Origin of the sequence: Shinella sp. HZN7 (assembly GCF_001652565.1) — a bacterium.
GTDB classification, from domain to species: domain Bacteria; phylum Pseudomonadota; class Alphaproteobacteria; order Rhizobiales; family Rhizobiaceae; genus Shinella; species Shinella granuli.
This window is the reverse complement of record NZ_CP015740.1, coordinates 79,341-92,918: the sequence shown is the minus strand read 5'-3', so window position 1 is coordinate 92,918 and position 13,578 is coordinate 79,341. Positions and strand designations below refer to the sequence as shown.

General features: G+C 64.7%; 14 protein-coding genes and 1 pseudogene. 7 read left to right on the top strand and 8 right to left on the bottom strand.

What is annotated here, in order from left to right:
* Window positions 1–111: 111 nt before the first annotated feature.
* Both pedF and shn_RS29550 read left to right on the top strand, forming a co-directional pair.
* Window positions 112–798, top strand: coding sequence for a cytochrome c-550 PedF (pedF, locus tag shn_RS29555; protein ID WP_064334124.1), 687 nt, complete (start codon window positions 112–114; stop codon window positions 796–798).
* Window positions 799–805: 7 nt separating this feature from the next.
* A complete protein-coding gene (locus tag shn_RS29550) occupies window positions 806–1,702 on the top strand; it encodes a transporter substrate-binding domain-containing protein (RefSeq protein WP_064334123.1) in 897 nt (298 codons plus the stop codon).
* A 2-nt stretch (window positions 1,703–1,704) separates the two neighbouring features.
* On the opposite strand, the gene shn_RS29545 is transcribed toward shn_RS29550, so the two are convergent.
* On the bottom strand, window positions 1,705–2,580 hold the full coding sequence (locus shn_RS29545; RefSeq protein WP_064334122.1) for an FAD:protein FMN transferase: 876 nt from the start codon (window positions 2,578–2,580) through the stop codon (window positions 1,705–1,707).
* On the bottom strand, window positions 2,577–4,673 hold the full coding sequence (locus tag shn_RS29540) for a 4Fe-4S binding protein (protein WP_064334121.1): 2,097 nt from the start codon (window positions 4,671–4,673) through the stop codon (window positions 2,577–2,579). The genes shn_RS29545 and shn_RS29540 overlap by 4 nt, the downstream gene beginning before the upstream one ends.
* Before the next feature lie 112 nt (window positions 4,674–4,785).
* Here shn_RS29540 and shn_RS29535 point away from each other — a divergent pair, with 112 nt between their 5' ends.
* The 3 genes from shn_RS29535 (at window position 4,786) to shn_RS29525 (ending at window position 7,207) form a co-directional block, all read left to right on the top strand.
* The gene (locus shn_RS29535; RefSeq protein ID WP_064334120.1) at window positions 4,786–5,556 is read left to right on the top strand and encodes an ABC transporter permease; all 771 of its coding nucleotides are present in this window, start codon (window positions 4,786–4,788) and stop codon (window positions 5,554–5,556) included.
* A 216-nt stretch (window positions 5,557–5,772) separates the two neighbouring features.
* The gene (locus tag shn_RS29530; RefSeq protein WP_064334119.1) at window positions 5,773–6,825 is read left to right on the top strand and encodes an NAD(P)-dependent alcohol dehydrogenase; all 1,053 of its coding nucleotides are present in this window, start codon (window positions 5,773–5,775) and stop codon (window positions 6,823–6,825) included.
* A 97-nt stretch (window positions 6,826–6,922) separates the two neighbouring features.
* Window positions 6,923–7,207 carry a ribbon-helix-helix domain-containing protein gene (locus tag shn_RS29525; protein WP_371328632.1) on the top strand — a complete coding sequence of 95 codons (285 nt, stop codon included), beginning with the start codon at window positions 6,923–6,925 and terminating at the stop codon, window positions 7,205–7,207.
* A 13-nt stretch (window positions 7,208–7,220) separates the two neighbouring features.
* Here the strand turns inward: shn_RS29525 and shn_RS36630 are convergent, their stop codons facing one another.
* From shn_RS36630 to shn_RS29510, 3 genes are read right to left on the bottom strand one after another with little or no spacing between them, the layout of a single operon-like run.
* The gene (locus shn_RS36630) at window positions 7,221–7,397 is read right to left on the bottom strand and encodes a hypothetical protein (protein ID WP_168168993.1); all 177 of its coding nucleotides are present in this window, start codon (window positions 7,395–7,397) and stop codon (window positions 7,221–7,223) included.
* A 23-nt stretch (window positions 7,398–7,420) separates the two neighbouring features.
* The gene (locus shn_RS29515; RefSeq protein WP_064334116.1) at window positions 7,421–8,536 is read right to left on the bottom strand and encodes a WD40 repeat domain-containing protein; all 1,116 of its coding nucleotides are present in this window, start codon (window positions 8,534–8,536) and stop codon (window positions 7,421–7,423) included.
* Window positions 8,533–8,853: a hypothetical protein gene (locus shn_RS29510; RefSeq protein WP_133037264.1), complete on the bottom strand. Its 321-nt coding sequence runs from the start codon at window positions 8,851–8,853 to the stop codon at window positions 8,533–8,535. Before shn_RS29510 ends, shn_RS29515 begins: the two co-directional genes overlap by 4 nt.
* A gap of 62 nt (window positions 8,854–8,915) precedes the next feature.
* Here shn_RS29510 and shn_RS29505 point away from each other — a divergent pair, with 62 nt between their 5' ends.
* Window positions 8,916–9,179 carry a hypothetical protein gene (locus shn_RS29505; RefSeq protein WP_064334114.1) on the top strand — a complete coding sequence of 88 codons (264 nt, stop codon included), beginning with the start codon at window positions 8,916–8,918 and terminating at the stop codon, window positions 9,177–9,179.
* 17 nt (window positions 9,180–9,196) lie between these two features.
* Here the strand turns inward: shn_RS29505 and shn_RS29500 are convergent, their stop codons facing one another.
* Window positions 9,197–9,634 (bottom strand): hypothetical protein, encoded by a 438-nt coding sequence (locus shn_RS29500; protein WP_064334113.1) that lies wholly within the window; start codon window positions 9,632–9,634, stop codon window positions 9,197–9,199.
* 489 nt (window positions 9,635–10,123) lie between these two features.
* Here shn_RS29500 and shn_RS29495 point away from each other — a divergent pair.
* Window positions 10,124–11,173: pseudogene (locus shn_RS29495) on the top strand (methane monooxygenase); the annotation flags it as partial.
* A gap of 56 nt (window positions 11,174–11,229) precedes the next feature.
* Here the strand turns inward: shn_RS29495 and istB are convergent.
* Window positions 11,230–12,024: an IS21-like element helper ATPase IstB gene (istB, locus tag shn_RS29490; protein ID WP_064328778.1), complete on the bottom strand. Its 795-nt coding sequence runs from the start codon at window positions 12,022–12,024 to the stop codon at window positions 11,230–11,232.
* Entirely contained in the window at window positions 12,014–13,546 is a 1,533-nt protein-coding gene (istA, locus tag shn_RS29485; RefSeq protein WP_145925847.1) for an IS21 family transposase, read from the bottom strand. The genes istB and istA overlap by 11 nt, the downstream gene beginning before the upstream one ends.
* Between the last annotated feature and the right edge of the window lie 32 nt (window positions 13,547–13,578).

The following is a 13,578-nucleotide window of genomic DNA, read 5'->3' as shown; positions in this document are numbered from 1 at the left end:
TGTGCCGAAATACGACCTTGGTGCCATAGGGCGGCGCGACCTAGGTCGCATATCGCTGCGCCTGCGGCCTGCCGTAGAAAATGCGCAGTTGGAAATGCGAGGGAGGACCGCATGTCGGCCAATATCATTCGCGGCGGGATCGCCGCTGTCATCCTCATGGCGACGACGGGCATCGTTATCGCCCATGGCGACGTGGCGCCGCAACCGGTCAACACGGACGTGCTGCCGGAGGTGGGCGAGGAGTGGCTGACCGAAAACCCCTATCGCGAGGCGAAGGTCGGCCATGAGGCATGGCTGAAGGCGGTGGAGATCGGCGCCTCCGGCTTCAACCAGAACTGTGCGCGCTGTCATGGCCTCGGCGCGGTCTCCGGCGGGCTTGCGCCGGATCTGCGCTTCCTTGAGGCCGAGGAGGCCGGCGACGAGTGGTTCATCGAGCGCTTCCGCCACGGCTATACCCAGGACGGCACGACCAAGATGCCGGCGTTCGGCGATATCCTCGGCCAGAAGGCGGCCTGGGCGATCCGCACCTATGTGGAGACGCGGCCGGAAGACGGGGCGCTCGACGACCATGCCCAGCGCCTGCACGAGATCCGCGACGAGCTCGGCAGCGGCAAGGTGGCCGATACGGCGGCGCTCAAGAAGGAACTGGAGACGATCGCCTCCGAGGTGAAGACGGCCTCCGGCGCACCCGTCGCCGACAGCGTGACCTATGAGGCCGCGCGCATCCTTTCCGAGACGCCGGAAAGCTGGAAGAAGGCGGCGGAGGTGCTGACCGTCGGCCTTTCCGCCACGCAGTAGAAGCGCCATGCTGCGCCGCGCCCTTCTCGTCCTTGCCATCGGCGTCGCCCTTCCGGGCGGCGCCTTTGCGCGCTGCGAGGACCACAAGCCCCAGCCCAGGCCCCAGAACACCTTCGCGCAGGATGTCGGCCGCGATTTCGACCGCATTATCGAAGAGGGCTGGATCGAGTTCGCCGTCTATGCGGACTATGCGCCCTGGTCCTATGAGGAGAAGGGCAAGCCGGCCGGGGTGGATATCGAGATCGGCCGGCTGATCGCCAAGGCCCTTGGCGTCGAGGCGAAGTTCCGCCTTGTCGCTGCCGGGGAGAATCTGGAGGCGGACCTCCTGAACTATGTCTGGAAGGGGGCAGCGGTCGGCGGCCGTGTCAGCGACGTGATGCTGCATGTGCCCTATGACAGCGCGCTCGTCTGCCGTATCGAGCAGGTCACCTTCACCGGCCAATATGCCACCGAAAGCGTGGCGATCGCCTATCGTGCGGCCGATTACGAGGAGAAGGGTCCGACGCCGCCGTTCTTCCGCTTCGATCCGGTCGCCGTCGAGAACGATTCCATCGCCGATTTCTACCTCACCTCGCTGATCGGCCCGGTCGACAAGATCCACCGCTACCGCTCGACGGCGGCGGCCGTGGACGGGCTGGCGGAGGGTGACACCAAGGCCGCGATGGGCCCGCGGGCCGAACTGGAGGCGGGCCTCGCCCGCCATCCGGACGGCGGGCTGAAGGTGCATTCCCCGCCGCTCGTCGGCTTTGCCCGGGGAAGCTGGACGATCGGCATCGGCATCAATTTCCAGCACAAGGACCTCGCCTATGCGGTCGACGAGGCCATCGAGACGGCGCTTGCCGATGGCGGGATTGCCCGCATCTTCGCGGCTTACGGGCTGACCTTCACGCCGCCCGCGCGGTAGGCTCAGAAGGTGGAGACGTCGCCGGCAAGGTCGACCGCCGTCACCCGCATCACGGTGCGGGACCGGCGCAGCGCGGCGCGGATCTCGTCGGCCGGCATCAGGCAGAAGGCGGTGGAAAGGCCGTCCGCCAGCGCGGCGTCTTCCGCTTCCACCGAGATCGTCGACCAGCACGGCGCTTCGCCATGCGGGCCGAGAATATGAAAGCCGCTCCCGATCCGCATCGCCGAGGGGCTTGACGTGGCGATGGCATTGCCGGCAAGGCGGCGGATGGCGATCTCGCCGAGGGCTGGGTCCTCGATGGAGACGCTGAACGGCCCGCCGAGCGCGGCGAACTCCCCCATCTCGACGAGGGCCTGCCCATAACCCGCTTCGCGCAGCAGGTGGCGCACCCGGTCGGCGGCATAGCCCTGGGCGATGCCGTTGAAGGTCAGGGCCTGGCCTTCGCCAAGCCGGACCGGCGGGCCGATCTGCACCCGCGCCCACCCGATCGACGCCCGTGCCGCGGTGGGATCGCGCCCTTCGGCAAGGGCGCGCCAGAGGGGCTGCACCGTCGGGTCGAACCGTCCATCCGTCATCCCGTGGATGTGACCGGAAAGCCGGAGCAGGTCGAGAAGGGCAGGGGGCGGATCGTCAAGGCGGCCTGCGGCATTCAGCCGGCTGAGGGCGGAGTGGCTCCTGAACAGGCTGGCCGCTGCCTCCACCTCCGTGATCGCCGCGCCGATCCGGCCGGCGACGTCCTGCGCAAGGCCGCGAGGCCCCCGCAGGTCGACACGCACCGTGCCGCCAAGCATGTCGGCCTGCCAGGTCGTGATTTCGGCGCGAGCCGCCCCGGAAAAGACGGCCGCCGCGGCGATGAAGAGGAATCGCCGCCGGTTCATGCGCGCGCCTCCGCCGGGGCCGAAACACGCTTCCGGCGCGCCAGCACGAGGGGCACGCATTGCGCAGCGTCGTCGTGGATCGAGACGCAATCGAGGCACTGGAAGCACTGCGAATAGGCGATTTCGCCGGTCTTGCGGATGGCGCCATAGGGGCAGCGCACGCGGCAGAGCTGGCACGGCGAGCCGCATTGCGCGCGGCGGGGTATCCATCGGCGCAGGCGCAGAAACCCGCCGATGGCCATGAGCGCGCCGAGCGGACAGACATAGCGGCAGAAGCCCTTGAACGTGACCATGGCGAGGAGCAGCCAGAAGGCGGCATAGGCGACATAGTACCATTCACGCTGGAAAAGCGTGGTGACCGCCGTCTTGAACGGTTCGATCTCGGCAGCGGTTTCCGCCTTCTCCGGCGCGAGGATGGCGACGGCGAGGAGGCCGGCGAGGGAAAGCCAGGCGCCCGCCTTCAGCCGGCCGTCCCAGGCCGGGGAGGGATTCCATTGCGGCAGCCGCAGCAGCCGGCCGGCATGGTGGGCGAATTCCTGCATGGCGCCGAAGGGGCAGAGCCAGCCGCAGAAGAGGCCGCGCCCCCAGAGCACGAAGCCGAGAATGGCCGCGCCCCAGATCAGCAGCGAAAAGGGATCGTAGAGCAGGACAGCGAGGTTGCCGCCGCCGCTCGCCGCCCGCAGCACCGCAAGCGGCGTGACGATCGAGAGCTGCCCCTGTCCCCACCAGCCGACGAACCCGATGACAAGGGCAAGGAAGGCAAGCCGCGCCGGGCGCAGCACGGTGGGCTCGGCAAGCCGGCGCATGCCCGGCCCGACTGCGGCAAGCAGCCCGGCGAGCAGCATGCCGAGCGCCGCGAGGTCCCATTTGCGGCTGACCATCGCCGCCTGCCATGGCGGCAGGGTGGTGGCCATCCCGGAGCGGGTGAAGAAGGCGGGATCGGCCTTGAGGGCGAGCGGAAAATGGGCGGAGCCGATCTCCGGCTTCAGCATGCCATGCAGGCGCACTGCCAGTGCGGAGAGCGTCCAGTCCCGCGTCGGATCGAAGCCGAGGCGGCGGTCGACGCGCAGCAACATCTTCGTGCCCTCCGGCACGCCTTCCCGCACGCCCACCGTCATGTCGGCATCGCGCAGCGCGACGGGCAGGCCGTCCTGCGTGGCCGCCAGCCGGTCCGGCGCCGTGTTGCGCACGAAATCCGGCGAGACGAGGCCATGGCGCCCGGCCTCGATGAGGAGGATGGGCTCGTCGTCGGGCGCGACGCGCGCAAGACGCTGGAGATCGGCGAGGCTCTCTTCGTCCAGCACCGCGCGGGCGATGGCCGGAGGACCGATATCGACCGCCCAAAGATCGAGGAAAAGCCCATCCGGGTCCGCCGTCGCCTCCGGGTCGTCATGCGCCCAGACCGTCTTGCCGAAGGCCGCGTCGAGCACCGCGTTGGTGACCTTGAGGTTCCGGGCAAGGCCGCGCTCGACCAGCATCGCCCAGTCGAGGTCTTCATCGACCGACGGGTCGGGATGCACCGGCGGGCCGCTGGCCACGCCCTGCATCTTCTCGCGCGCCACGGCGAGCGTTGCGGCAAGGATTGATTCATGGGCGATACGCACCGAGGCCGTCGCCTTGGTCACGCCGTCGAGATGGACGAGGTCGGAGCCGCTGGCGGCCTCGCCATAGGGCGTGCCGACGACCAGCGGTTCGCGGATCGAATGGCCGCGATACTGCTCGAGGAAGGCGCGCAGCGGTGCTTCCCCGAGGCCGGAAACGAAGATGGGTTCGTTGTGCGAGACGAGCCTGACATCGAGGAAGCGGCCGTCCCGGTCGATCGTCACGAGCATGTTGATCGGCGCGCCGGAGAAACCGGGAAGCGGCGCGAGCGGCCCCGTTTCGAAGACATAGCCCGCCTCCGCACCGCCGGAATTCAGCAGCGTCCAGACGCCCTTGTCGTTCACCGGCTCGCCCAGCGCATAGGGCGGCACGATCATGCCGGCCAGGGCCTCCCGGTCGAGCGGGTCGGCAAGCGCGCTCCGGCTGCACAGGGCAAGGCCGAGGATGAAAATGCTCAGCAGCGCGATGCGCTGCGCAAGGCCCTTTCCCATCGCCAGATCCTCCCGCTCCGATTTCTATGCACCTGCCGGAAGGTCGCCATACGACCAAGGTCGCGGATCGGCGAAGGGTTCCGCCGGCTATAGTCGGGTCGGGAGATTTCGCATGGCAGAAACACGCGCCGAAGACCGTCCATCGGGTGCCGTCTTCTTCTTGTCACTCGGCCTCTTCGGCCTGTTCTGGGCGGCGCTCGCCGGCCTGAAGGCCGATCCGACCGTTCTGCCGGGCCCGATCGATGTTGCACGCGTCTTCTGGTCGGAGGCCATGTCCGGGCGGCTGCCGCGCGAACTGGTCGCCACGCTGCTGCGCGTTACCGTTTCCTTTGTGCTCGCGATGACGGTGGGCAGCCTGCTCGGCTTTCTCCTTGGCCGCTGCCGGGCGCTCGACCGCTGGGCGGGTCCCTGGGTGACGATCTTCCTGAACCTGCCGGCCCTGGTGCTGATCGTGCTCTGCTATCTCTGGATCGGCCTCAACGAGATCGCGGCGATCGTCGCCGTGACGCTCAATAAGACGGCGATGGTGATGGTCACCATCCGCCAGGGCGTCGGCGCCTTCGATCCGGCGCTGGAGGACCTTGCGACTGTCGCCCGTCTTTCCCGCCGCGAACGGTTCCGGCACCTCGTCCTGCCGCAGCTCGCCCCCTGGCTTGCCGTCGCTGCGCGCAACGGCATCGCCGTGATCTGGAAGATCGTGCTCGTCGTCGAATTTCTCGGCCGGTCCAATGGCATCGGCTTTCGTATCCACCTCTATTTCCAGCAGTTCGAGACAGCGCATGTGCTGGTCTATTCCCTTGCTTTCGTCGCCGTCATGCTGGTCGTCGAACACGGGGTCATCCAGCGGCTGGAAGCGCGCGTGGCCTACTGGAAAAAGCGATAGCCTGGAGCGGCACGCCGTCGCGGCGCGGCCAGCTGTGGTGAGCGCTCACCCTGCTTTGAAACTGGACAGTGTCGCTGTTCAGGCCGTTCAGGCGCTGTACGGTGAACGGGGCGTCTATCACCGCCATGTGACTGGTAATGCTTGCGATATTTATGTGGCATGACGCTTGCTATGTGTCTCCTGCCGGGACAAGTCCCGGGAATGGAGGACACGAAAATGAAAGCACAAGTGCTGACCAGATACGACGACGGTCTGACGGCGGACCAATGGGTCTCGCTGCAGGAGGTCGCCGACCCGAACATCGAAAAGTCGACGGATGTGATCGTGCGGATCGGCGGTGCCGGTGTCTGCCGCACCGACCTTCACATCATCGAGGGCATCTGGCGCCCGCACATGGACCCGAACGGCGACAGCCTGCTGCCGCTGATCATGGGCCATGAGAACGCCGGCTGGGTGGAGGCGATCGGCAAGGAGGTCGAGGGCATCAAGGTCGGCGATCCCGTGATCGTCCATCCCAAGATCTCCGGCGGCACCTGCCTTGCCTGCCGGCGCGGTTTCGACATGCATGGGCCGGGCAAGTTCCCCGGCCTCGACTGCAATGGCGGCTATTCGGAATTCCTCTGCACGTCCGAGCGCAACATCGTGCCTTTGCCGAAGACGCTCGCGCCGAAGGACGTGGCGCCCTATTCGGATGCGGGCCTGACGGCCTATCGCGCCGTGAAGAAGGCGACGCGTCATCTGCTGCCGGGCGAAAGCTGCGTCGTGATCGGCGCCGGCGGGCTCGGCCATATCGGCATCCAGTGCCTGAGGGCGATGTGCGCGGCCGACATCATCGTCGTCGACAGGTCCGAAGCCTCGCTGGCGCTGGCCGGCAGGATGGGGGCGGACAAGCTGGTCAAGGCCGACGGCAACGAGGTCGAGGCGGTGCTGGAGCTGACCGGCGGGGCCGGTGCGGAAGCGGTCATCGACTTCGTCGGGGAGAAGGGCACCACCAGCAGGGGCCTGAAGATGACGCGGCCGATGGGCAGCTACTACGTGGTGGGCTACGGCGAGGACATCAGGATCGCGACGGTCGACATGGTCATCACCGAGAAGAACATCATCGGCAACCTCGTCGGCACCTGGGCGGAACTGGTCGAACTGATGGCGCTCGCCGATCGCGGCCTCGTCGACCTGGCCACCGTCGAATACCGGCTCGCCGATGCCAACCAGGCGCTGCGCGACCTCAACGACGGCAAGATCCATGGCCGTGCCGTGCTGATCCCCTGACGGACTGGCGGATCGTCCGGGAGGAAGCGGCACTCCCCGCCGCCTGGCGGGCGGAGGGGGCAGGCCCAGGCTGCCGGTTGAAGAGAGGTAGGAGAAGATGATGTGCAGGGTGCTGACAACGCACAGCCAGGAGCGATTCACGAAGATCAACCGCTCGATCCGGATCGCCGGCCACTCGACGAGCGTAAGGCTCGAATCCGCGTTCTGGGACGTGCTCGAGGACATCGCCAGCAGGGAAGGACTGTCGACGGCGCAGCTGATCTCGGTCCTCTATCACGAGGCGCTGGACAAGCATGGCTGTCTTGCAAGTCTTGCGTCGATGCTGCGAACGGTCTGCGTCATCTACCAGGAAGAACGCAACGCACGGTCTGCGCTGTCCTGATTGCGCCCCGCATTCAATTGGGTTTCCTGTCGCCGTCGGCCTTGCCCTCGGCGATCCATCGGGCGCCCAGAACGAGCGCGCCCATGCTGAAATCGCGTCCGTGCTCGGCCACCATTTCGCGCGAGAGGGCTGCGATCCGCTCGAAGAACGCGTCCTTGCTTCTGGCTTCGTCGGTCTGTTCGGCTTGCATGATGTCCTCCTTCGTCATGTCGATCATTTGAAGAGCTGGCGGGGAAAGGTGACGATCGCTGCATTGCCGAGCGCATCGCCGACGGCCAGGTGTTGCCCGTCCCTCGTCCAGGCAAGGCAGGTCACGGGGCCGCCGGCCGCGCGCAGGACGAGATCCTCGGGCGAGCCGAGCCGCGCAACCGTGACCTGGCCATTGGCAAATCCGGCGGCCACGAGATCCCCTCGAGGCTGGATCGCCACTGCCTCGACGATGGCGACGCCGGTGCGGCCGGTGATGCGGGCGCCGGTAGAGGCCACTTCCATCGGCGGTTCGTCCAGTGACCAGCCGGCGATGCGGAAGGCGCCTGAAGCGACGAGTGCATTGGCGGTGCTGCTGAAGCCGACGGCCCGGACAGGGCCTGGGAAGGCATCAAGTGCGCTGCTGCGGCCCGCATGGCTATCGACCAGCAGCATGCCGCCCGTCTCCATGCCGACCGCCAACCATCGGCCATCGGCATGCCATGCCAGGCAGATCGGGTCGGATTTCAGCGCAATGGATATCTTCAGGTCGAGCCGGTTGCGCAGGCGGATCTCAAGCCTGCCCTCGCCTGCGAGCGCGAGTTCCGCTCCATCCGGAGACAGCGCCGCGAGGGTAGGCGTGAAATCGCCAAGGTCTGTGCCGGGGGCGTCGGGGCCGGCCTCGTCATCGTGCAGGAAGATATGGCTGCCGGCAACGATCGCGACATCGCCCGTCTCCCGACAGCGATCGAAGGCGGTAACGGGCTTGTCGCCGGCGAAGATCGTGTCGGCGGTCTCGCCGGCGCGGCTCAGCCGGATCAACCGGCCCGTTTCGTTGGTAGCAAGAAAGCCCCCATCCGCCGCGGGGCAGGTCGAGACGGTGCCCTTCATGCGCGTGATGATCAGCGGCGAGGGCCGCCCGACGCGAGGGCGGATGCCGGTCTGCCCACCATCGGCGACGATGCGGGATTCCGGCGGCTCGTTGTCGGCCATGCGGGCGAAGGCGACTGTGCCGTCGGCCGCAACGATTGCCAATGCGGTGTCGTCCTCGTTGAAGCGGATATGCCGAACCGGCGCCGGGCGTTGCCAGTTCCGGGCGAGCAGGTCGAAAAGGGTTATGTTGGGCGTGGTCTGCTGGTTCATGAATTTCCTCCCCTTGCCGCCTCGATCAGCCTGTCGATGTCCTCCACCTCGGCCTCGACGGCTTCGGTCTCCTCCTGGCATTCGGCCTGTGACATGCGCAGATCCGTCATGCGGCCTTCGATCTCAAGCAATTCCCGCGCCAGTTGGTCATTGCCGGGATTCCTGCCGATTTCGAGTTCCAGCCGCAGGGCATCCATCTCCAGCGCAGACAGTTCCTGTATGAGCTTGTGGGCGCGGGCGGTGAGGCCGGAGAGGTCGGCGACCCGGGCGATGCGGCGTTCCAGCATTTCCCGCTGGGATGGGCCTTGACCGGTCATCGCGATCTCCTATCTGCTGGCCCGGATCGCCGCACGGGGCGGCATCGACCGGAGGGCAAGGCATGTTCGACGAGATCGGGACGAGGTTCTTCGCGGCGCTCGCAAAGGCGGCGGAAATGCATCTCGATGCCGGACATTCCTGCATCGCGGCCTTGCGGCGGGCCGGAGAGGCTCCCGATCCGGCTGCGACAGCCGCGGCGCAGGCGGCACTCGGCGCACTGGAGCCGGCCAGCATGAATGCCATCATGGGCGAGGCACACCGGCTGATGCGCGAGGATCCGGCGGGGCTTCTTAGCGCGTGGAAACCTGCCGGGCCGCGGCATTGAGACGGTGCGGCCCGGGCTCATCGCGCGCCGCCTTCCGGTGATTTCCAGGCTTCCAGCATTGCCGGCAGTTGCGGAGCCTGTCCGCGGAACTGCTGCTCGGCCATTTCGATATGGGTACGCAACTGGTCCCAGATATCGACCCTGATCATAGTGTCGCCGGTGAGCCGCTCGACCTCCTCGATCCGGAGCTGGCGCGACAGCGAAACGCCGGAAAAGACGAAGTCGCGCAACAGGATCGCATGTCGCTCGACAAAGGCGTGGATCAGCGGATGCGTCTCTTCCGTGATCTCCCGCGCCGCCAGTTCGCGCAGGATGAAATCCTGGAAATGGACCTGCATCAGATGCTGGCTCTCGCCCAGGAAGCGCATGACGAAGACGAGGTCCCGCTGCATCCGCTGCAACAGTCCGCTGGCGACCGATTCTTGGCTCGGCCTGCTGCCGTCACTGTCGGGCATTTTCTCTTTCCGTGGGCCGGTTTCAATATAGTTTCGCAGGGCGAATATAATAAACAATACCATCGATGCTTATCGTTGTATAATGCTCAAAAGAAAAATTCTATGCTGCACTTGCTAAGTATATAGTGCGTTACATCTGTAAATTACGATTGTAAAGAAACTTTACGATATTTCGGAATTGATGTCTGTCATGTCTTGAAAACACGCCGAATCCAAACTGGCACGCCCTTTGCTTCACTATCAGCACAACAAGCTGCGCGCTTAAGGCGACGTGGGAAGAACGAAGGAGTGGGGAGTGGTTCATCACCGTCCGGCCGAGGAGACCGGAGTTCCCTGGATACCTTTGCCTCGCACACAGAACGGACCGGCCACCGGGTTGAGCCTCGGCGCACCCGTCGCCATGCCGTTCCGACTTTCGCTCGGCGCCGGAGGCGCCGTCCCGGCCGGGACCAGGGGTCCGCGGCGCAAACTCAGTGGAGGCAGATGACGATGTCGTCCTTGACGCTCAACAAGATCACCTCGCAGCGCGGTATATCCGTCGGCGAGGCAACCAAGAAGATTTCCGACCTCGGTTGGAACCCGACCTATGTCCAGGAAGCGATGACCTTTCCGACGGACTACAAGATCACGAAGGCGCCGCGCGACCCGATGAAGCAGGTCCTGCGCTCCTATTTCCCCATGCAGGAGGAAAAGGACAACCGCGTCTATGGTGCACTCGATGCCGCGCTTCGTGGCGACATGTTCCGCAATGTCGAGCCGCGCTGGGTGGAGTGGATGAAGCTGTTCCTGGCGATCATTCCCTTCCCCGAGATCTCGGCCGCCCGCTCGATGGCCATGGTCGCCCGCATCGCTCCGGGGGAAGACCTGCGCACCGGCTTCACGATGCAGATGGTCGATGAATTCCGCCATTCCACGATCCAGATGAATCTGAAGAAGTGGTACATGGAGAACTATATCGACCCGGCCGGCTTCGACATTACCGAGGAAGCCTTCGGCAAGTGCTATGCCACGACGATCGGCCGCCAGTTCGGCGAGGGCTTCATCACCGGTGACGTGATGACGTCGGCCTGCCTTTATCTGACCGTCGTCGCCGAGACCGCGTTCACGAACACACTGTTCGTGGCCATGCCTTCGGAAGCGGCCCGCAACGGCGACTATGCGCTGCCGACCGTGTTCCTCTCCGTCCAGTCCGACGAGAGCCGTCACATCGGCAATGGCCACTCGTTGCTGATGGCCGCCCTGAAGGAGCCGGAAAACCACCTGCTGCTGGAACGCGACCTGCGCTACGCCTTCTGGCAGAACCATGCCATCGTCGATGCGGCGATCGGCACGTTCATCGAATACGGCACCACCAACCGTGACAAGAACAAGGAGTCCTATGCGGAGATGTGGCATCGCTGGATCTTCGAGGACTACTACCGGACCTACATGCTGCCGCTCGAAAAATACGGCATCAAGATCCACCACGACGATGTGCACGAGGCCTGGAACCGCATCACCAAGAAGCACTATGTTCACAAGGTTGTTGGTTTCCACGCAGAACTGAGCCGGTTTTTCCACCGAGAAGTGAGCCACCTCTGAGTATGGTTTTCTGATCAGGGTTTGGTCAAGGGATTGGCCTTTTCTCCTCTCTTCTGTGCTGCTGCGGCCGAGCTGGCCTTGAAGCGGAAGCTGTCGTTACCGGTTTCCAGGATGTGGCAACGGTGGGTCAGGCGATCGAGCAAAGCTGTCGTCATCTTGGCGTCGCCGAAGACGGTTGCCCATTCGCTGAAGCTGAGGTTGGTGGTGATGACGACGCTGGTGCGCTCATAGAGCTTGCTCAACAGGTGGAAGAGCAGCGCTCCGCCGGAAGCACTGAACGGAAGGTATCCTAGTTCATCGAGGATCAGCAGATCGAGACGGACCAGCGTCTCGGCGATCTGACCTGCCTTGCCCTTTGCCTTCTCCTGCTCGAGCGCATTGACCAATTCGATGGTCGAGAAGAAGCGGACCTTCCGGCGGTGATGCTCGATCGCCTGGACCCCAAGGGCAGTCGCGACATGTGTTTTTCCTGTGCCCGGCCCACCGACGAGCACGATATTCTGCGCCCCGTCCATGAACTCGCATCGGTGCAGTTGGCGCACCGTCGCTTCGTTGATTTCGCTGGCGGCGAAGTCGAACCCGGAGATGTCCTTATAGGCTGGGAAGCGAGCAGCCTTCATGTGATAGGCAATCGAGCGAACCTCACGTTCGGCCATCTCGGCTTTCAGCAACTGGGACAGGATCGGCACGGCCGCATCAAAAGCTGGAGCCCCTTGCTCAATCAGGTCTGTGACGGCTTGGGCCATGCCATACATCTTCAGGCTCCGCAGCATGATGACGACGGCGGCACTTGCGGGATCATGACGCATGGCGACCTCCCACGATCCGGACACGCAAGCCATCGTAGCGTTCGACGTTGGCCTTGGGTTCACGCAACAAGGTCAGCGCCTGTGGCGTGTCGATGTCGGGGCCGTCAGTCGTCTTCCCATCGATCAGACGATGCAGCAGGTTCAGCACATGCGTCTTGGTCGCGACGCCTTGATCCAGAGCCAGCTCCACAGCCCTGACGACGACCTGTTCGTCGTGATGAAGCACCAGAGCAAGGATATCGGCCATCTCACGATCGCCGCCCAGGCGACGCAGCATCTGGTCCTGCAACTGTCGAAAGGCCAGCGGCAATTCCAGGAAAGGCGCACCATTGCGCAAGGCACCGGGCTTGCGCTGAATGACGGCAAGGTAGTGTCGCCAGTCGTAAATCGTCCGCGGCGGTTTGTCGTGGCTGCGCTCAATCACCCTCGGATGTTCGCATAGGACATTACCCTCGGCCGCAACGACCAGTCGCTCGGGATAGATTCGCAAGCTGACAGGCCGGTTCGCAAACGATGCAGGCACGCTATAGCGGTTCCGCTCGAAGGTGATCAGGCATGTCGGAGAGACACGTTTGCCCTGCTCGACGAAGCCGTCAAACGCAGCGGGGAGCGCCATCAATGCTGGCTGTTCCGCGGACCAGACGTCCGCGATCGTGCCGGGCAAGGTGCCGTGTGCTGTGTCGCGCCACAGGTCCTGGCAATGCTGTTCCAGCCAGGCATTCAATGCCGCCAGATCAGGAAAGTCCGGCATCTGTTGCCACAGTCGCGGCCGGGCATCCTGGACATTCTTCTCGACCTGGCCCTTCTCCCAGCCCGCGGCAGGATTGCAAAACTCAGGCGCAAAGACGTAGTGGTTCGTCATCGCGAGGAAACGGATATTGACCTGTCGCTCCTTGCCACGACCGACGCGATCGACCGCGGTTTTCATGTTATCGTAAATGCCGCGAGCAGGGACGCCGCCGAACACACGGAAGCCGTGCCAATGGGCGTCAAACAGCATCTCGTGCGTCTGCAGCAGATACGCCCTGACCAAAAACGCGCGACTGTGCGATAGCTTGATATGCGCGACCTGCAGCTTTGTGCGCTCGCCGCCAATGACGGCATAGTCCTCACTCCAATCGAATTGGAATGCTTCGCCTGGGCGGAAAGACAGCGGAACAAATATGCCGCGGCCCGTCGTCTGCTGCTCACGTTGTCGTTCCGCTCGCCAATCACGGGCGAAGGCGGCAACCCGACCATAGGAGCCGGTAAAGCCGAGAGCCACCAGGTCGGCATGAACCTGCTTCAGTGTTCGTCGCTGTTTGCGCGACTTCCCGGCCTCGGTCTTCAGCCAGGCCGCCAGCTTGTCGGCAAACGGATCAAGCTTGCTCGGTCGTTCCGGTACGGTGAATGTTGGTTCGATTGTACCAGCGTTCAGATACTTCGCGATCGTGTTCCGCGACAGCCCTGTTCGCCGGCTGATCTCGCGGATCGACTGCTTCTCACGCAGCGCCATCCGACGAATGATATTTAAAAGTCCCATGTGGATCACTCCGTTGCCCCCGTCGCTCTCCG

What these genes read in the sequence shown, in the direction of transcription:
- shn_RS29515 (WP_064334116.1), bottom strand. Translation starts at nt 8,536, where the DNA reads ATGAACCAGCAGACCACGCCCAACATAACCCTTTTCGACCTGCTCGCC.
- shn_RS29550 (WP_064334123.1), top strand. Translation starts at nt 806, where the DNA reads ATGCTGCGCCGCGCCCTTCTCGTCCTTGCCATCGGCGTCGCCCTTCCG.
- shn_RS29500 (WP_064334113.1), bottom strand. Translation starts at nt 9,634, where the DNA reads ATGCCCGACAGTGACGGCAGCAGGCCGAGCCAAGAATCGGTCGCCAGC.
- shn_RS29530 (WP_064334119.1), top strand. Translation starts at nt 5,773, where the DNA reads ATGAAAGCACAAGTGCTGACCAGATACGACGACGGTCTGACGGCGGAC.
- shn_RS29535 (WP_064334120.1), top strand. Translation starts at nt 4,786, where the DNA reads ATGGCAGAAACACGCGCCGAAGACCGTCCATCGGGTGCCGTCTTCTTC.
- shn_RS29540 (WP_064334121.1), bottom strand. Translation starts at nt 4,673, where the DNA reads ATGGGAAAGGGCCTTGCGCAGCGCATCGCGCTGCTGAGCATTTTCATC.
- shn_RS29505 (WP_064334114.1), top strand. Translation starts at nt 8,916, where the DNA reads ATGTTCGACGAGATCGGGACGAGGTTCTTCGCGGCGCTCGCAAAGGCG.
- shn_RS29545 (WP_064334122.1), bottom strand. Translation starts at nt 2,580, where the DNA reads ATGAACCGGCGGCGATTCCTCTTCATCGCCGCGGCGGCCGTCTTTTCC.
- shn_RS36630 (WP_168168993.1), bottom strand. Translation starts at nt 7,397, where the DNA reads ATGCAAGCCGAACAGACCGACGAAGCCAGAAGCAAGGACGCGTTCTTC.
- istA (WP_145925847.1), bottom strand. Translation starts at nt 13,546, where the DNA reads ATGGGACTTTTAAATATCATTCGTCGGATGGCGCTGCGTGAGAAGCAG.
- pedF (WP_064334124.1), top strand. Translation starts at nt 112, where the DNA reads ATGTCGGCCAATATCATTCGCGGCGGGATCGCCGCTGTCATCCTCATG.
- istB (WP_064328778.1), bottom strand. Translation starts at nt 12,024, where the DNA reads ATGCGTCATGATCCCGCAAGTGCCGCCGTCGTCATCATGCTGCGGAGC.
- shn_RS29525 (WP_371328632.1), top strand. Translation starts at nt 6,923, where the DNA reads ATGATGTGCAGGGTGCTGACAACGCACAGCCAGGAGCGATTCACGAAG.
- shn_RS29510 (WP_133037264.1), bottom strand. Translation starts at nt 8,853, where the DNA reads ATGACCGGTCAAGGCCCATCCCAGCGGGAAATGCTGGAACGCCGCATC.